16 protein-coding genes and 1 pseudogene are annotated in these 16,665 nt (G+C 63.6%); 7 read left to right on the forward strand and 10 right to left on the reverse strand.

Annotated elements, in window-relative coordinates:
* A partial coding sequence (locus AQS8620_RS11885; RefSeq protein ID WP_143267511.1) for an integrase core domain-containing protein occupies positions 1–435 on the forward strand: 435 nt, incomplete at its 5' end.
* Between the two features lie 4 nt (positions 436–439).
* Positions 440–1,030: pseudogene (locus AQS8620_RS11890) on the forward strand (IS3 family transposase); the annotation flags it as partial.
* Between the two features lie 23 nt (positions 1,031–1,053).
* Here AQS8620_RS11890 and AQS8620_RS11895 read toward each other — a convergent pair.
* From AQS8620_RS11895 to AQS8620_RS11905, 3 genes are all read right to left on the reverse strand, one after another.
* Positions 1,054–2,754 carry an FAD-dependent oxidoreductase gene (locus AQS8620_RS11895; protein ID WP_085837135.1) on the reverse strand — a complete coding sequence of 567 codons (1,701 nt, stop codon included), beginning with the start codon at positions 2,752–2,754 and terminating at the stop codon, positions 1,054–1,056.
* A 114-nt stretch (positions 2,755–2,868) separates the two neighbouring features.
* Positions 2,869–3,942 (reverse strand): Gfo/Idh/MocA family protein, encoded by a 1,074-nt coding sequence (locus AQS8620_RS11900; protein WP_085837136.1) that lies wholly within the window; start codon positions 3,940–3,942, stop codon positions 2,869–2,871.
* Positions 3,943–4,210: 268 nt separating this feature from the next.
* Positions 4,211–5,161: an alpha/beta hydrolase family protein gene (locus AQS8620_RS11905; protein WP_085837137.1), complete on the reverse strand. Its 951-nt coding sequence runs from the start codon at positions 5,159–5,161 to the stop codon at positions 4,211–4,213.
* 105 nt (positions 5,162–5,266) lie between these two features.
* Here AQS8620_RS11905 and AQS8620_RS11910 point away from each other — a divergent pair, with 105 nt between their 5' ends.
* From AQS8620_RS11910 to AQS8620_RS11925, 4 genes are all read left to right on the forward strand, one after another.
* Positions 5,267–6,229 carry an AraC family transcriptional regulator gene (locus AQS8620_RS11910; RefSeq protein ID WP_085837138.1) on the forward strand — a complete coding sequence of 321 codons (963 nt, stop codon included), beginning with the start codon at positions 5,267–5,269 and terminating at the stop codon, positions 6,227–6,229.
* Positions 6,230–6,488: 259 nt separating this feature from the next.
* On the forward strand, positions 6,489–7,292 hold the full coding sequence (locus AQS8620_RS11915) for an IclR family transcriptional regulator (protein WP_085837139.1): 804 nt from the start codon (positions 6,489–6,491) through the stop codon (positions 7,290–7,292).
* Between the two features lie 196 nt (positions 7,293–7,488).
* Entirely contained in the window at positions 7,489–8,055 is a 567-nt protein-coding gene (locus AQS8620_RS11920) for a hypothetical protein (protein ID WP_085837140.1), read from the forward strand.
* 118 nt (positions 8,056–8,173) lie between these two features.
* Entirely contained in the window at positions 8,174–9,448 is a 1,275-nt protein-coding gene (locus tag AQS8620_RS11925) for a porin family protein (protein ID WP_085837141.1), read from the forward strand.
* Here the strand turns inward: AQS8620_RS11925 and AQS8620_RS11930 are convergent.
* Positions 9,445–11,037 (reverse strand): alpha/beta fold hydrolase, encoded by a 1,593-nt coding sequence (locus AQS8620_RS11930; RefSeq protein ID WP_085837142.1) that lies wholly within the window; start codon positions 11,035–11,037, stop codon positions 9,445–9,447. The two genes, AQS8620_RS11925 and AQS8620_RS11930, sit on opposite strands and share 4 nt — an antisense overlap.
* A 221-nt stretch (positions 11,038–11,258) precedes the next feature.
* On the opposite strand from AQS8620_RS11930, the gene AQS8620_RS11935 reads away from it, so the two are divergent.
* Positions 11,259–11,828: a helix-turn-helix transcriptional regulator gene (locus AQS8620_RS11935; protein ID WP_085837143.1), complete on the forward strand. Its 570-nt coding sequence runs from the start codon at positions 11,259–11,261 to the stop codon at positions 11,826–11,828.
* 170 nt (positions 11,829–11,998) lie between these two features.
* Here AQS8620_RS11935 and AQS8620_RS11940 read toward each other — a convergent pair whose 3' ends face one another.
* From AQS8620_RS11940 to AQS8620_RS11965, 6 genes are read right to left on the reverse strand one after another with little or no spacing between them, the layout of a single operon-like run.
* Positions 11,999–12,610: a nucleoside 2-deoxyribosyltransferase gene (locus AQS8620_RS11940; RefSeq protein WP_085837144.1), complete on the reverse strand. Its 612-nt coding sequence runs from the start codon at positions 12,608–12,610 to the stop codon at positions 11,999–12,001.
* The gene (locus AQS8620_RS11945) at positions 12,607–13,188 is read right to left on the reverse strand and encodes an AAA family ATPase (protein ID WP_085837145.1); all 582 of its coding nucleotides are present in this window, start codon (positions 13,186–13,188) and stop codon (positions 12,607–12,609) included. Before AQS8620_RS11945 ends, AQS8620_RS11940 begins: the two co-directional genes overlap by 4 nt.
* A gap of 26 nt (positions 13,189–13,214) precedes the next feature.
* Positions 13,215–13,961, reverse strand: a complete 747-nt coding sequence (locus AQS8620_RS11950; RefSeq protein ID WP_234990472.1) for an ABC transporter permease — start codon at positions 13,959–13,961, stop codon at positions 13,215–13,217.
* Complete coding sequence (locus tag AQS8620_RS11955) at positions 13,958–14,737, reverse strand: ABC transporter permease (RefSeq protein ID WP_234990473.1); 780 nt, start codon at positions 14,735–14,737, stop codon at positions 13,958–13,960. The genes AQS8620_RS11950 and AQS8620_RS11955 overlap by 4 nt, the downstream gene beginning before the upstream one ends.
* Positions 14,738–14,750: 13 nt before the next feature.
* Entirely contained in the window at positions 14,751–15,539 is a 789-nt protein-coding gene (locus tag AQS8620_RS11960; RefSeq protein ID WP_085837146.1) for an ABC transporter ATP-binding protein, read from the reverse strand.
* Positions 15,540–15,590: 51 nt separating this feature from the next.
* Positions 15,591–16,631: an ABC transporter substrate-binding protein gene (locus tag AQS8620_RS11965; RefSeq protein ID WP_085837147.1), complete on the reverse strand. Its 1,041-nt coding sequence runs from the start codon at positions 16,629–16,631 to the stop codon at positions 15,591–15,593.
* Positions 16,632–16,665: the final 34 nt, after the last annotated feature.

Genomic DNA, 16,665 nt, shown 5'->3' on the forward strand with positions numbered 1-16,665 from the left:
GGCGATGGCCGCCAGTTCCGGCTGCTGAACGTGCTGGACGACTTCAACCGAGAAGGGCTGGGGATCGAGGTTGACTTCTCGTTGCCCGCAGAACGGGTCATTCGCAGCCTGAACCGCATCATCGAATGGCGCGGTAAGCCCGGCACTATTCGGGTGGACAATGGCCCCGAATACATCAGCGAGAAGCTCAGAATATGGGCTGAGAAGCAGGGTGTAACGATCCAGCACATCCAACCCGGTCAGCCCCAGCAAAACGCCTATATCGAGCGCTACAACCGCACCGTCAGGCATGAATGGCTGGACCAATACATCATCGAAACCATCGAGGAGGCTCAGGATCAGGCCACACAATGGCTCTGGACTTACAACAACGACCGCCCCAACATGGGCATCGGCGGCATCACACCCGCAATGAAACTGGCAATGGCCGCGTAAGTTCTACGGATGCACCCCGTTAAAAATGGGGGGATTACCCCATACAGTCGTCGTCGACAACACGCTGGATCGCCAATTCGCGGTTGATGCTCCGGATCGGGCGTGGGCAACGGATATTACCTATCTGCGCACGCGCGAAGGATTTGCGTATCTCTGCGTTGTCATCGATCTGTTCTCACGCGGGGTCATCGGCTGAGCTGTCCAGTCCCGCCAGGCATCAGAACTCGCTGTGCAGGCCCTTCTCATGGCGATCTGGCGGAGAAAGCCCGGGCCAGGCCTGCTGATCCACTCCGACCAAGGCGCGCAATTCACAAGCCGTGAATGGGCCGCCTTCCTGCGCGAACATGGATTGGAACATTCGATGAGCCATCAGGGCAATTGCCACGACAACGCTGTCGCAGAGAGCTTCTTTCAACTCCTGAAGCGGGAGAAGGTCAGACGCAGGAAATACCGGACCCGCGAGGAAGCACGGCGAGACGTCTTTGAATACATCGAGATGTTCTACAACCCAAAGCGCAAGCACACGAACAACAGCATGCTGTCGCCCGTTGACTTCGAAGAAAGACAGCTCAAACTGGAAAAGGTAGGTGTCTAGGAAAGTAGGGGCACCTCAGGGGTCTATTCCTTCGCAGCGCGGGTGGCCGCGTGGCGCCCTGCGATAAAGCCGAAGGTCATCGCGGGTCCAAGGTTGATGCCCCCTGCCGGATAGAAGCCGCCAAAGGGGCTCGCGTTATCCGTGCCTGCCGCATAAAGCCCCGTGATCACCTCCCCATCCGTGCCAAGCACGCGCGCCTGCCCATCGGTGGTGAGCCCGGCAAAGGTACCAAAACTGCCCGGGACAACCTCTACCGCATAGAACGGAGCGCGTTCGAGGGGCGCGACGGTGGGATTTGGCTTTTGCTCGGGGTCGCCTTGCAGCCGCATATAGGCGGTGGTGCCACGCCCGAACGCCGCATCCTCGCCCTGGCGCGCGCCCGCATTCCAGGTGGCCACCGTCGTCTCAAGTCCGACCGGATCGATGCCGCAGGCCACAGCCAGTGCGCCAAGGGTCTTTGCGGTTTTGAGATAGCCGGATTTCAGCCAGTAGCCCATTGGCACTGGCGCAGGCCGCACAATGCCCAAGCCGTAGCGCCGCACAAAGCGATGGTCACAGATCAGCCAGGACCGCGCGGCCTCCTGCGGCGGGGTCGCGGCGAGCATCTGCGTGACATAGTCGTGATAGCCATGCCCCTCGTTGCAAAACCGTTTTCCGTTTGCAAGCACGCCGATCACGCCGGGCTTTCCGCGATCGATGATATGGGGGAACACCCCGCTGGCACCGTTTGGCCAGGTGACGTGGGACACCGGGCAATAGGCCGTGGGGCTTGCCATGTCGAGGTCCAGCGTCGCGCCGGCGGCCTCGCCCAATCGCAGACCGTCGCCCGTTGCCGAAGGCACCGCCAAGGTCAGGTTTTCGCTATTGCGCTCAAAGGTTTTCGCACGGCGCACAGGGTCATGGGGAAAGCCGCCGCAAGCCAGCACAACGCCGCGCCGTGCCAGAAGGCGGCGACCATCGCGAAGCGTCACGCCACAGATGTGACCTGTCTCGCCGGTCAGGGTGGCGACGGATTGACCGACGCGCAAATCGACACCGGCCTCAGTTGCGGATTTCAACAACCGCCCGATAAGTGCCGCGCCGTTGCGCAGATCCATGCCCCGCCCGTACAGCATCAGGTCGCGAAAATGGCGCAAAACGCGGCCTGTGACATGGGCAAAGGCGGGGAGCGAGCGTGTCATCGTCATGAAGGCCTTGAGGTCCGGCCCCGATTGGATCGTCATGCCCTTGAAGGTGGTTTCGGGCAGGGGTTTGCGCAAGAGGCGGATATTGTCACCCAGTTCGCGCGCGTCAAAGGGCTTGGCAATCACCGAGCGCCCGCCCATCCCCGCCCCGGGCTGATGGCCGTAGGTGTCGGGAATGTGCAATCCGCCCTCGAATTGCAGGGCGGTATTTTCCTCGAAAAACGTCACCATCTCCGGGGCCGCCGTCAAAAATGCCTCGATCTTTTGGGCTTTGAAGAACGGGCCGGTGACAGCCTTGAGGTAGCGGCGCGGGGCATCGATGTCCTCATTGATGCCGGCGCGCTGCGCCAGCGCGTTGCGCGGCGCGAAAATCCAGCCGCCCGACCAGGCCGAGGTGCCGCCCATGACGGGCTCTTTTTCCAGCACCACGACCTTGGCCCCCATCCGTGCAGCGGTCACGGCGGCAGCAAGCCCGCCTGCGCCTGCGCCGATCACGATGAGGTCGAAGGTTTCTTGCGAGGCGGCGGTTTGCGGTGTCATGGGGGCCCTTTGAGCAGATCGCTAACAGGTCGGTCGTTCCCCCGCCGGTTGTGCGCGGGGGGCGGGGTGGGGCTAGGAGCCTTGTGAAATCAATGCCTTGGTCCGTGCAAGTGCTTACACGGCGCGGCTTTGGCCGGGGTCAAGAATGACGGGGCATCTGTCTTGCACGGAACGCTGGATGGCCTCGATCACCGCGATGTTGCGCGCGCCATCGGCAAGCGTGATGCGCGGCGTCTCCTCGCCGCTGATCACTGCGCAAAAATGGCGGATTTGTTCGATGTAGCTATCGGCCGGCTGCACGGAGCGCGGGCGGTTTACCTGCGGCGTGGTCCAGTTTTGCGCCCCCTCATGGGTCCAGAACGCCAGATCCGGCAGGCTCATGCCCGCACGCGTGCCCGAAAACATATGCGATACGGCGGGCATGGCCGGAAAGCGGGCAAGGTTCTCGCCCGCGGTTGTATCCCAAGACCACGGCCCGACGCCCGCATCGGTGAGGGCGATGGTGATCAGCCCGCCCTCCTGAAAGCGCAAGATGACAGCGGCGGTATCCTCGACCGCGAAGCCGCGCTGGACATTGGCGCTCAGGGCCGAGACTTCGGTGATCTCGCCAAACAGGTAGCGCGCAAGGTCGATTTCGTGGATGAGGTTGATCAGCAGCGGGCCACCGGACCCGGCTTCGCGGCGCCAGGGCACATCGAAATAGGGGCTGTCTTTGTAGAGTGTGGCAGAAATCGTGCCGCTGACCAACTGGCCGAACGCCCCGCTGTCAACGGCGGCTTTCGCCGCTTGCAAAAGTGGGTTGTGGCGACGATGGTGCCCGACCAGACCGGGCACGGCCGTCTCTTCGCTCAGTGCCACGAGCGCTGTGCACTTTGCGTGGCTCTCGCCCAGCGGCTTTTCGACAAGAACGGGCAGGCCCGCTTCGATCATCCGGGTCGCTTGGGGCACATGAAGCGCGTTCGGCGTGGCGATGATAACGCCCTCAACCCGCGCGCCGGCCTCTGGTCCGCTGGTCCATGCGATGAGATCGTCAAGGGATTGAAAATGGGCGCAGCCGTATTCTTGCGCCAGGGCTTTGCCCGTCTCGAACGGATCAACGATGGCCGCCAGATCGCTGGTCGGGCAGGCGCGGATCGCCTCTGCATGGGTGCGGCCAATGATGCCGCCGCCGATGATCGCCAGTCGCATGAGTATAGATCCTCCCTGGTCCTCTGCCTGTGGGGACTTGGGGCTACTATAACAGGTCTGGGTAAAATAAAACAATATTTAAAAGTTGAATAGGTTTCCATTTTTATGCGCGGCGGCTTCAAGACGCGGCCGGATGGGCTGCTCATGCGCGACATGCGCGCGCCGTTTCTTTTGCTATGGGCGCTTTTGGCGGCGCTCAAAGCCGCCAAAAGGGAAAGTGTGGGCCGTGCCGGCGGGATCATTCGCGCAGGTGGCTGCGCTCGGGCGGCTACTTCTGGTCGGTCCGACCGACGTTGCGCGCGGCGATGTCGGCGGAGACCCCGACCCAGGCGGTGTCTTCCGGGTAGAGCGCGCTGCGCAGATAGGCCCATGTCAGGCGCTGCACATCCGACACACGTTGCGGGCTTTCGTCGGAGGTTTCGCTGGCATCCCAGCCTGAAATTCCGCCAAAAATATGCTGCGCGCCAAACAGTGTGGCCAGCGTTTTAGGGGCCGGTGCCGCATGATAGGCATCGCTGCGCCAATCCTTTCGCGCTGAAAACAGCGGCGTGTAATCCGCATCACCCACAACAATGAGCGCGGGTTGGGTCATGGTGTCAAAGCGCGTGGCTTTGAGGGCGGGAAAATGCTCCGACGCCCAGCCCCCCAAATCCGACCCTTTGCCCGGCGGGGCGATGGCCACGGCAGCTTTCAGGCGGGGTTCACGCAGGTCCACGACCTCGCCGCCGTGCGCATCGCTCATTTGCGCGCCACACAGCAGGGTTGCCGTATGCGCCCCCAGCGAATGCCCCACAACCGCCAGTCGGGTGCTGTCCAGCCGCGTGCCAAGGAAGGGCACGGCCTGTGCGATCTCGGCGATCCGGTCGATTAACGTGCTGATGTCGCGCGCGCGGGACCGCCAGAACAGCGCCCCTTCCGGCCCTGTCGGGGCAAGCGCAAGCGTGGTGGAATCGAGGTGGGTCACCTGGATCACGACAAACCCGTGGGCTGCATAGAATTCCGCCAGAGGGCCATAGCCGCGGATCGACGACAGGTAATTCGAGGCCCCATGGCCGTGCGACAGCAAGATCACGGGCAGATTCTCGCCCGTTTGGGGGGCCCAGACACGCAGCTCCATCGGGCGCGGGCGATCGGCAACCTTTAGCGTGAAGGTGTAGCTCAGGTAGGGCGTTGCTTGGGGAAGGGGGGCGGTGTCCGGGATCAGGGAGGGAAGCGGCATAGCAAGGGTCCTTGGTGTTTAAGGGTGACTTCGCTGATCAATATGGACGGCTCGGTTCGGACGATCTATAGTTGTTCATCCGTAAAAATATCTCAAAGGTCCGATATGCTCGATCCTCTGGCCGATATCGTCACCATGCTGCGCCCACGGGCGGTGTTTTCGAAACAGGTCGTGGCCTATGCGCCGTGGCGGGTTCATCGCGCCGAGGCGGGGCGTCCGTTCTATTGTCTGATGCTGGAGGGCCAGTGCCGCCTTGAAGGCGAGGGGCAGGCGGCGATCGAGGTGCAGACAGGGGATTTCGTGCTGATCCCCGAGGCACAACAGTTTGTCATGTCGCACGATGCGGCGGGGCTGGCACAGGACGGGGCACAGGAGCGGGCACAGGGCGGGGCGCGGGTCGCCTGCGAACCGGTGCAACTGGCCGAGGGCGTGTTCCGGCTGGGCGCGGCGACAGGGGCCGCTTCGGCGCGGTTCCTCGTTGGCTATTGTGCTTTCGAGACGCCCGATGCCCCGATCCTCGTGTCCTTGTTGCCACGGCTGGTGCATGTGCGCGCCGATCCGCGGCTAGCGATGTTGGTGCAGCTGATCCGCGATGAAACGGGCGCGCATCGCCCCGCGCGGGAGGTGATTTTGAACCGGTTGCTGGAGGTTTTGCTGATCGAGGGTCTGCGCGGGGCCACCGAGCCAAGCGATACGGGGCTGCTGCGCGGCTTGGCGGATCACCAGATTGCCATCGCCCTGCGCGGCATGCACGAAGCCCCTGCGCAGGCCTGGACCGTGCGCGAGCTTGCCCGCGCGGCGGGGCTGTCGCGCTCGGCCTTTTTTGACCGCTTCACCCGCCTTGTGGGGGTGCCACCGATGGAGCATCTGTCGAACTGGCGGATGGCGCTTGCCAAATGGTTGCTGCGCGACAATGTGCCCATCGCGCGGGTGGCCGAGCGGGTGGGCTACAGCTCTCCGGCGACCTTTGGCACGGCGTTTCGCAAACGGGTCGGCATGTCGCCGGCGCGGTTTGCCAGGGCCGAAACTGCATCAGCCTCCTCTGTGGGGGACAGCGGCCAAGCCTGACCTGTGCCGCAGTCCGGCCTTTGCCCCCTGCGCAGAGGCACCGCCTTCACGGCGGGCGCGACTGGCTGGCGGGGCCGGCGGGCAGGGGCCTTTGGCGCTTTTCCTTAAGTCTGCTTCTTGTGTCTGCATCGCGGCGCTCTATGGTTGGCGCATAGATTTTAGCGGCACCTTGATCCGGGCGCGCAGGTGCACCGGGGGGACATCCTGCGCCCACCGCGCCGACCATCCGGGGGGGGCCGCAGACCGTGAAAGGAACACGATGGGGTCTGTCGTCGAGCGCACCTTTGCCGTTTTGGAATTGCTGAGCACAGCACCGGACGGGCTGTCGGTTTCCGCCATTGCCGAGCATCTGGACATGCCGGCCAGCGGCACGCACCGCTTGCTCAACCAGCTTGTCCAAAGCGGGTATGTTTCCCAGGACCGCACGCAGGGTGACTACGGGCTGACCATGAAGGCAGCCGCCATCGGCATGAGCTTTTTGCGCCGCAGCAAGGTTGTCGATATTGCCCAACCGGTCATGGATGCGCTGGCGCAGTCCACGCATGAACTCGTGCGTCTGAGCGTGGTCGACACCAATGACCTGATCTGGATCGGCGTGGCGCAGGGCGCAACAATGGGCCTGCGCTACGATCCGGGCGAAGATCAGGGGGTGGTTGCCCATCTGGCATCCTCTGCAAGCGGGCTTGTGTGGCTTTCAACATTGCCCGATGACGCCGCGCTGATGCGTGCGGCGCAACAGGGGTTTCGTATTGACACGAATGGGCCGAACGCGCCCACGGGTGCTGGCGATCTGTTGCAGCGTCTGGCCGAGACCCGCGCGCGCGGCTTCTCGATGGTTGTCGATTGTTTCATGCCGGGGATGAATGCGATGGCCGCGGCGATCCGCCATCCCGATACCGATCAAAGCATCGGGACGCTCAGCGTGGCAGGCCCCTCGGTGCGCTTTGTGCCCGAGCGGATGGAGGCCCATGGTGCGGCCTTGATGCAGGCCGCCCGCGAGCTCGGTAAAATGGCCTATGCCTCGCAGTTCTTTCGCAGGGCGCTTGACCCTGCTGCGCGCTAAGCGCAGCGTGCGCCGCTTTTGGGGCGAAATCCCGATCGTCCCTGCGAAACCGACGCCACAGGTCACTAAATTTGCGCATGAAATCAACGCACCTATAGGTTCTCATAGGTTGTTTTGCCCCCCGTTCGCGGGCTGAATTTCATCGGGTCTCAAGGGATCTGAACGAAATGACGCGCAAGGGTTTAGGAGACATGACATGCGGATTTTTGCACTGGCGGCCTGTTCGGCGGCCTCTCTTTCTTTGGCGGCTTGCGGAGGGTCCTCTGTGGGGGATCTGTCCGAAGTTGACCTTCCCGATCAATACGCCAGCCTCGAGGGACTCGTGACGGCGGCGGAAAATGGGGACCTTGCCACCGCTTCCGAGACCATGATGAGCGGCACCGCCAACCTGTCGGGGGCTTTGGCCATCAGTGACATTGGCGACGACGAGGAGCTCGAAGCCATCGGGGACCTGAGCCTGACCGCAGATTTCACCGGCGGCACCGTGACGGGGACGGCGGATAATTTCGGGCTGTATGACGAAGACACGCAGGCTCTCGAAGAGGAGCTCTCGGGCTCCCTTGCGATTTCGGGGACGACCGCTGGCACGTCTTTGACCGCCGATGCCATCGGGACGGTCAACGATGGCGAAGACCACAGCGTCGATCTGGATCTGAGTGGCACCTTCTACGACTACGACGGTCAACTTGCGCTTTACGGCGACCTGGAGGGGACGATCGACAGCGAAACCTACGAAGGCGGCTTCGGGGCGATCGAGGACTGATCCCCCGCCTTGATTTCAACGGCCTCGATTTCAACGGCCTCGATTTTAACGAGTGCACTGTCAAACGGGCCGTGTCGCGGGGTGCTGCGTCACGGCCCTCACGCAAAGGGGGACTGGCATGAACTCTTTCACGTCGCGCCGCTTGGACCGCATGGGCCGCTTGGACCGCATGTATCGCAGGCTGTGCGCGCTGCTGGCCGTGATGGTTTTCTCCCTGAGCCAGAGCGCCTTGGCCGATCCGTCGGGCAGTGCGCAGGCGGTGCATGCGCAGCTGATGAACGCGGGGCGGGCGGCTTTGGCCGCAGGCGACCCCGACACATCCCTGACCGCTTTTTCCCGGGCCCTGCGTCTGGCGCCCCGCGATCCGCGCGCGCAGCTTGCGATGGCGCAGGCATGGGCCCAATCGGGACAGCCGCGCCGCGCCGAGGCGTTTTTGCACCATCTTTTGCGCGATGCAACGCAACAGGAAAATGCGGCGCTGTATCTTGCGGCGCTGGACGAGCTTGCGCGGCGCTACCCGTTCCAGTTTTCCGCATCGCTGGCGTTTTTGCCGAGCTCGAATATCAAGAACACCTCCTCCGAGACCTATTTCGACACGCTTTGGGGGCGGTTTGCGATCGAAGATGGCGGCGCGCAGACCTCCGGTGTCGGAGTCGATGCGGGCGCGCAGGTGCTGTATCGTCGGCCTCTTGGCGCAGGGCAATCGCTCGAGATCGGCGCAAACCTTGGCCGCGTCTGGTATCGCGCACAGGAGCTGCGGTACTGGCGCGGGCGGCTTTTTGCGGATGTGACATCGCAGACCCGCCAGACCAGCGCGCGCGCAGGGGTGCATGTCGCGGGTGTCCGTTTCGACGCGGGCGCGCAAAGCGGCGCCAACCGGCTGACACGGGGCCTGCACGCAGGCTGGTCCACGCGCCTGTCCCAAAGCGCATCGCTCACGCTGTCGGGGCGGTTTGAAACCCGCGCGTATCTCGACAAACCCGCCCTGTCGGGGCCTTTTGGCGCTCTCTCTCTTGGGGGGCACATGGCCCTTGGACCGTCACAGGCGCTCGCGTTTGGCACGACAATCGAGCGCAGCACCCCCGCGCTGGCCTACCACCGCTATTGGGGGGCGGGGCTGCGCGCGGACTATCGGTTTGATCTGTCAGACACGCTGCGTGCGGGGATCGATGCCAGTGCAACCCTGCGCCGCTATGACACTGATTTCCCATCCCTCGATTATGCCCGACGTGACATGGTTTATCGGGTCGGTGGGATGCTGTCGGACAGCCGCCTCTCCCTTATGGGGGCAACGCCGACCCTGTCTTGCGGCTATAAGGTCCAGACCTCGAATGTCGCGCTTTATGCGTCCAGAACGACAGAGTGCCGGCTTGGCTGGGCCTATCGCTTCTAGCTGCGCGTGGCGGTGTCGATGCGCGAAGAGACCAGATGGGGCAGCACGCGATCCACAGCTTGGCTAAGCACCAGATGTCCGGCATTTTCGACGGGCTCGAAGGTGACGTTTGGACTGCGCTCGGACAGGGCTTTGGCATCGCCAAAGGGGCTGATCGGATCTTCAACCCCGTGCAGCATGACCACCGGACACGCCGCGCCCAGCAGGTCTGCGTGCCAATCGCGTTGCAGGCTGATCATCTCGTCGATCGAGGCCAGAGTTGCGTGATTTGCGATGAGGCGCAGCCAGTCGGCCAGAGCGGCGCGCGCAAACAGCGCGGCAAGGCAGGCGGTGTCGGCCTCGGATTTGCGAAACATGTGGCCCAGCCCCTTTTGGGCAAAGGCCGGAACGCGGCTGACGGCGTTGTAGACCTGCGTCAGCCCCCCCAACACCCGCGCATCCGAACGCAACCGTTGCGACATTTCGACGAAAATCGTCGGTGCGGCATCGGCTTTGACGGCTTTGTAAAGCTGCGGCGTGGCGCAGAGCACAAGTTTGGACACCTGCGCGGGGTGGTGATGTGCAAAATGGGCGGCCCAGGGCACCCCTGCGCTTTCGGCCAGACAAAGGATCGGGGCGTCGCTGAGGGACGCCGCGATCTCGGCCAGCGTGTTGGAAAAGCGGTCCATGCGCACCTGCGGGTCGATGTCGCGCGCAAAGCCCGAGAAATGGCGTGGCACCAAAAGCAGGCGAAGATTTTGCGCCTGAAGCCGGCGCACCATGTCGATATCGAACAGGATGGGGGACAACATGCTGTGGAAATACAGGACCGGCTGCCCGCGCCTAGCGCCAAATTCCCAGATCGCAACCTCGTCCTGCGCGCCGATCGACAGGTGGTTTATCACCACATCGCGGCCGAATTGGCGTTTGAGTTGCACGGTTTCCGGACGGCGCTGGTGTTGGGGTAAAATCTCGTCGAGGACCGCTGCCGTGATCTCAAGCGTCAGCGCGCGCAGCAGCGCGGTTTGGGTTTTGGCCCCGAATTTGTCCAGCACAAGGCGGATCTGTTTGCGTTTCGTGTCGTAGGCTGCCCCCACCGCCGTGGCCGCGGCCTGCAAATCCTTGCCGCTCAACAGATGGGCCAGCAGCACATATTCCGACGGCGCAAGCGACAGGCCTGGTGTCGCTTGCGACAGCGACAGGCCTGGTGTCGCCTGCGACAACGCGGCCAGATGGGAGGCGTCGAGATGTACGGCCAGAAAGGCGACCGGATCGGGCACATCGGGCCAGCGTTCGACACGATCATACAAAAAGAACAACCTGTCCTCGACAACGACGAGGGAACTGCCCGAAAGCGATTGCGCGGGCATGCGCAGCTGCGCGGGGAACACCGGGTCGCTGTCGGCCGCAGCGGCGTTGATTTGCCGTCTGCCCGCGCGATCATATAGGGTCACGGGCAGGCGGCATTGGTCAAAATGGCGATAGAAAAACCCTGCGCTCTGCGCTTCGCTGTGGGGAGGGTGTAAAAGGGCCTCTTCCGAGGGCAGGGCGACGGGCGCCGTTTTCAGCGCGCTCGACAGGATCTGGATGAACTGGGATGAGCGCGCCATGGGGCCCCTGTGTTGTCTCCGCTCGGGGTCACGGCGCGGCGTTTGCGCGCAAGGACCGTGGTTTTTATCGCTGCAAGGGTTTCCCAGAATGGTTCAGGACACAAGGAAAAGCACCCCGGCGCGCGCGTGTTTTTGCAATCTGCCCCCCTTGAGGGGGGCGCTGGGCAGGGGGGAGCGCGTTAGCCTTGGATCAATGACCCTTGAATTTGGGAGGTTTGACCATGACGCAGAGGGTGACCCTGCCCGCCGGGGCGGCTTTTGGCGCGCCCGCCGAGACCCTGGCGATGGCCTGTCTTGATGTCGATCCCGCGTCGCGTATTGTGTTTTGCGATGCGACGGCGCGCCGGTTTCTGGACCGCTATCCCCAGCATTGCGATTCTCAACAGCGGTTCCAGATGTCTCCACCGGCGGCACTTGATGCGGCGCTCTGGACCGCCTGCCGCCCCGTTGCGCCCGATGCGACCATCTTTTCGCAAGGCCTCCCCCACGCGCAGAGCGTCATCCAGATCAATGTCTTGCCGTTTCAGCCGGAACGCGCGCGGATCTTGGTGTTCTGGGACGATCCCGATACAGGCCAGGCCCGTGATCTATTCCCCGCCCTCACCGCGCGCGAATACCGGGTTTTGGAACTGGCCGCATCGGGACTGCGGCGCGACCGGATCGGGCATCAGTTGAATATCTCGCTGCCCACGGTCGATTTGCACTGCCGCAATCTGCGCCGCAAACTTTCGGCGCTCACCATGTCCGAAGCGGTCGCCGTCGCCTTGCGGTACGAAATCCTGCCGGCCTGAACGGCATGAGCGCCCTGAACGGCCTGCGGGTGCGATCCGCCGCCGATGTCGTTTTCGGCCAGCCTGATCCGGTCTGATCCAGCAGGATCCAGCCTGATCCAGCCGGTGGCGCAGTAGGCCGCCCCTTTTGAAAGGCGCGGCCTGCGGAGGTGATCGGCGCGGTGCGGCGATCAGGCGGCGTGATCGAAAAACGCGCGCGCCGCGACGAGCGCTTCTTCGAAGGCGGTCAGATCCTCAAGCATCTGCGCCCCCATCGCTGCCCCCGTCACCGAGCCTGCGACAAACCGCCCGCCGCTTTTGGCGATGGCCGTGTCGAGCATCAGGTTGTCGCGCATCCCGTGGTTTTCGATCATCAGACCGTCAGCGGCACGGGTCAGCGCGCCATCGCTTTCAAAGGCGCTCCCTGCGTAAAAATCATCCGACAGGCGGGTGAAATAGTCGCGCGCGCTGTTGGTGTAGCCAAAACAGGGTTTTCCTTGCGCGCGCATGTAGCCGACCTCGAAGGCGGTGCCGATGTCGGCAGAGATGCCGCGAAAGGGGGTAAGATTGGCGAGGATGAAGTCGCTGCTGTCCATCATTTTCTCATTCGCAACGCCGATCGACATGCCAAAGTCAAAGGGCGTGTCCCCGCCAAGGGCGCCGCTGTCTTCGGCCAGAGAGGAGGGCAGGAACCCGTAGGACAGCGCCAGTTCGCCTTTGCGCCGCATCACCGCGGCGGCGTTGCGAAAAAAGACATCCGGTCCGGCAAGATAGACTTTATGCGTGGTCTCGGGCGTGCTCATGTCAATTTCCCCGCATCCAGTGCCGCCAGAATCCAGTTTTTCCACGTCTGGTCCTTGTGGGCGATTTCCGGGATCACCTTGGAGGCTTCCTCCATGAAAAAGCGGTAGTCGCGGCCCATTTCTTGCCCCTGACGCGTGTGCATGTCGAGCGCCACATCGGGGATCTGGGGCAGGCGTTCGCCAAGCTCGACCGAGCGGCGCGCCCAGTTCACCAGATCGTCGGAGGTGCGGTCTTTTTCACTGCCCGCGATCAGGCGGATGGCATGGGCGGCAAAGAGAAACCGGTCCCCCGCAGGGCGCGGATAGCGGGCGTGCTGCTGGTAGAGCGTCTCGATCAGCACCGGCAGTTGGGCATTGCCCGCGCCCACATCTTCGACTGCGATCACACAGAGGCGCGACCACATCATTTCTTCCAGTTCGGGGCTGGTGAGAAACATTTCCCAGCCCAGCAGAATGGCGTTTTCAAGCATCCCGCGGCGCAGGCATTTTTGCAGCGCGGAAATCACCTCATCGGCAGCAAAGCCGTGGTCGGTCGTCGTGCGCTGCCAGGGGTCGGGGGGTTGTTGGACGTTGATCATCTTGGACTCCAAGGGGATTGATGCGCTTACGACCAACGCGCCTTCACGGCGCGTTCGGCCCGATGTGCAAGGGTGAAAAACAGGACGGCGGCAAGGGTAACCACCAAAGAGGTGCCAAGCGCGCGTTCCATCGCAAAGCGGCTGGCCGCCTCGCGAAACATGAAACCAAGCCCGCTGCGCCCCATCAAAAATTCCGCAAGGATTGCGGCAAGGACGCCTTCTGGCACGGTTAAACGCAAGGAAATCATGACGTTGGGAACGGTGGCAGGCAGAACGAGGTGGCGCAGCCGCCCCCAAGGCGTCGCGCCCAACACCTTGAACAGATCGTCTGTTGCGCGCGGCAGATCGCGCAGGCCCGCGCCCGTGAACACGAAGGTCGGGAAAAAGGCCGAGACAGCCACAATCGCCACAACGGTCGAGATATCATAGCCCAGCACGCGCGCCAGAATGGGGATCAGCGCCACGATGGGCACGGACGAAAAGATCAGGCCAAGCGGCGTAAGAAGACCCGCCAAGAGGCGCGAGGCCCAAGCCAGAATGGCCACAAAAGCACCGAGAAGGACACCGATGGCGACCCCGGCCAGCGCTGTCGCCATGGTCTGCGCCGCATTCGTGAGGTAAAGTGCTGGATGGGTCACGACATCCGCCAGAACCGGAAGCGGAGCGGGCAAAACGATGGAATTCAAGTCGCCCAGCGTGACCCAGGCATGCCAGACAACGACCAGCAATAGCACGGCCCAGTAGCGGCTGAGAAAGGGCACAAGACGGTTCATGCGAACCGCCTTTCTACCGCGCGCTCGACCAGACCCATCAGTGCGTAGAGCACGAGCGAGGTGAGCGTGGTCAGCAGCACCGCGGCCCAGAGCATCGGGATTTGAAAGTTCTGCATCCCCGACACCATCAACAGCCCCAGACCGCGCGCGGCTCCGAACCATTCGCCCACGATGGTGCCCATGAAGGCCACAGGGATCGCAAGCTTCAGGCCGGAGGCGATGGCGGGCAGGGCGGTGGGCCGTTCCAACAGCCAGAACCGCTGCCAGGGCCGCGCGCCCATCACCGCAAACAGGTCGATGTGATGGCGTTTCGCGCCGTCCAGACCGGAGGTCGCGGCGACATAGATCAGATAGGTCACCGCCAGCGCGCAGATCGCAACAGGAATGGCATCGCGGTGCATCAGGATCATGAAAACCGGGGCCAGCGCGATGGCCGGCGTGACATGGATCAGCGCGACAAAGGTGTCGATACCGGCGCGCGCGGGGCGAAACAGCCGCACCGCAAGTGCCAGAAACAGCCCGATGCCCGCGCCTATCAGATAGCCAAGCGCGACGGCGCGCAGGGTTGTGCTGGCCGCGCGGGTCAGAAGGCGGTGGTGGTCAGGGTCGACAAGGTAGCCAATCACGACACTCAGCGGCGGCCAGGTCAGCCCGGCAAGGCGGTAGGACCCGATGAGCTGCCACGCGAGGCAAAACAGGCCGATCCCGATCAGCGCAGGGGCGCGTTGCGCACAGCTGCGCTTGAGGCGGCGCAGGCGCGTGGGCAGAGAGGTCAAGCCCGCCACCCGATCAACCCTGCGGTTCCAGGGCGCGCGTCAGGTCGTCGACCATCGCATGAAACTGCGCGGTGCGCAGGGCCTCGGGGGTACGCGGGCGCGCAAAGGGCACCGCAACGTCGCGCAAAACCCGCCCCGGCCGCCCCGTCATCACGATGATACGGTCCGCCAGAAACAGCGCTTCCTCGACGGAATGGGTCACCAGAACGGTGGTCAGGGTGCGCGCGCTCCAGATCCGTTGTAATTCGATATTCATGTGGCGGCGCGTGACCGCATCGAGCGCCCCGAAGGGCTCGTCCAGCAGCAAGACATCGGGATCAAGGGCAAGCGCGCGGGCAATCGACGCCCGTTGGCGCATCCCGCCCGAAAGCTGGCTGGGGCGGGCGTTTTCAAAGCCCGACAGGCCGACCAATGCGATCAGACGGGCGATCGTGTCGCGCGCCACAGGTTTGCGCGCCACGCGAAAGGGCAGGGCCACATTGTCGGACACCGAAAGCCACGGCAGCAGCGCGTGGTCCTGAAAGGCCACGCCGAGGCGGTGATGCGCCGCAAGTTCGGCCGGGGCGCGACCCTCGATGTGCACCGTCCCGCTGGTCGCGGTTTCCAAACCGGCAACCAGGCGCAAAACAGTGCTTTTGCCGCACCCCGAGGGCCCCAGAATGGCGACGAATTCCCCTTCGCGGATCGATATGTCGATGCCATCGAGCGCGACAACGCTGCCGCCATCATCAAGCGCAAAGGCCTTGCCGGCAGCGCGCAGCGCGATGGCCTCGCGGCACTCGGTCTGGGGGATGTCGGGCATGGGGCTCCGCTCCGTTGGGCGCGTCTACAAAGAGGAAAGGGGCGGGCGGCTTTAAAGAGAGGCAAGCGCCTCTTGGAGCGGCGTGAGATCGACAAGCTCATCCGCGAGAACCGGCTGCTCGATGCCAGAGGCGGCGGCAACCGGGGCGATGACGCTTTCGACCAGCGCGGGGTCGAACCAGAACGGGCCAAGGCCCTCTTTTGCGCTGATCAGCGGCTGGCCCAATGTGCTCTGACGGATTTGCTGGTCCAGATCGAGGCCGAAATCCGCGCCGTATTTTTCCACAGCCAGGGTCGCGCCAAATGCGGGGTCTTTGCCGTTCTCGATCCAGCCGCGCAGCAGGGCACGCAGATACCCCACGACAAGGGCGCGGTTCTCTTGAACGAAGGCGCGGCTGGCGACGATGGGCGCACCGGGCACGGTGTAGCCCAGATCGCTAAAGAGGGTGACGTGGAAATCCTTGCCCTCGACCAACCCCATGTTTTCAAAGGTGATCGGCTGGTTCGTCGCATAGGCCATATAGGCATCGCCGTCACCCGCCAGCAGCGGCTCGGGGGAAAATCCGGTCGCCACGAGTTCGAAATCGCCCGCAATTCCCGCTTTGTCGAGCACGAAATTGAGGGTGTTCGCATCGGCAGGCAACTGGCTGAGAATGCGTTTGCCGACAAGATCCGCAGGCGTCAGCACGGGGGCATCGCCCATCGACATGATGGCGGCAGGGCTGGTGGGAAAGTTGCAGCCGAGCACGATAAAATCATTGCCCCTTGCGCGCGCTTCCAGCAGCGGCACCCAGTCGCCGCCTGCAAAATCGGCCTGACCGGCGGCCAGTTGCACCAGAACCCCCGGCGCATTCGGGCCGCCCGGTGTGTAGAGGCCTTCGATGCCCTCCTGCGCGAAATATCCCCGTTCCAGCGCCACCCAAAGTCCGGCATATTCGGCATTGGGAATCCAGCCGAGCGCGGTGGTCAAGGGGGTCAGCCCCTGAGCGTGCGCCCCCTGAGCGCGCGACAGGGCGGGCACAGCGGAAGCGGCGAGCAGGGCAGAGGTGCCTGCCATGAAATTGCGGCGCGAGAGCGCAGAGAAAGGTGTCATTTGCGGTCAAGGTCCCGTAACTGTGGTTACATCT

The organism is Aquimixticola soesokkakensis (genome assembly GCF_900172375.1).
Taxonomy (GTDB): Bacteria; Pseudomonadota; Alphaproteobacteria; order Rhodobacterales; family Rhodobacteraceae; genus Aquimixticola; species Aquimixticola soesokkakensis.

Coding starts and splice junctions, on each gene's coding strand:
- AQS8620_RS11895 (WP_085837135.1), bottom strand. CDS start 2,754: ATGACACCGCAAACCGCCGCCTCGCAAGAAACCTTCGACCTCATCGTG.
- AQS8620_RS11900 (WP_085837136.1), bottom strand. CDS start 3,942: ATGCGACTGGCGATCATCGGCGGCGGCATCATTGGCCGCACCCATGCA.
- AQS8620_RS11905 (WP_085837137.1), bottom strand. CDS start 5,161: ATGCCGCTTCCCTCCCTGATCCCGGACACCGCCCCCCTTCCCCAAGCA.
- AQS8620_RS11910 (WP_085837138.1), top strand. CDS start 5,267: ATGCTCGATCCTCTGGCCGATATCGTCACCATGCTGCGCCCACGGGCG.
- AQS8620_RS11915 (WP_085837139.1), top strand. CDS start 6,489: ATGGGGTCTGTCGTCGAGCGCACCTTTGCCGTTTTGGAATTGCTGAGC.
- AQS8620_RS11920 (WP_085837140.1), top strand. CDS start 7,489: ATGCGGATTTTTGCACTGGCGGCCTGTTCGGCGGCCTCTCTTTCTTTG.
- AQS8620_RS11925 (WP_085837141.1), top strand. CDS start 8,174: ATGAACTCTTTCACGTCGCGCCGCTTGGACCGCATGGGCCGCTTGGAC.
- AQS8620_RS11930 (WP_085837142.1), bottom strand. CDS start 11,037: ATGGCGCGCTCATCCCAGTTCATCCAGATCCTGTCGAGCGCGCTGAAA.
- AQS8620_RS11935 (WP_085837143.1), top strand. CDS start 11,259: ATGACGCAGAGGGTGACCCTGCCCGCCGGGGCGGCTTTTGGCGCGCCC.
- AQS8620_RS11940 (WP_085837144.1), bottom strand. CDS start 12,610: ATGAGCACGCCCGAGACCACGCATAAAGTCTATCTTGCCGGACCGGAT.
- AQS8620_RS11945 (WP_085837145.1), bottom strand. CDS start 13,188: ATGATCAACGTCCAACAACCCCCCGACCCCTGGCAGCGCACGACGACC.
- AQS8620_RS11950 (WP_234990472.1), bottom strand. CDS start 13,961: ATGAACCGTCTTGTGCCCTTTCTCAGCCGCTACTGGGCCGTGCTATTG.
- AQS8620_RS11960 (WP_085837146.1), bottom strand. CDS start 15,539: ATGCCCGACATCCCCCAGACCGAGTGCCGCGAGGCCATCGCGCTGCGC.
- AQS8620_RS11965 (WP_085837147.1), bottom strand. CDS start 16,631: ATGACACCTTTCTCTGCGCTCTCGCGCCGCAATTTCATGGCAGGCACC.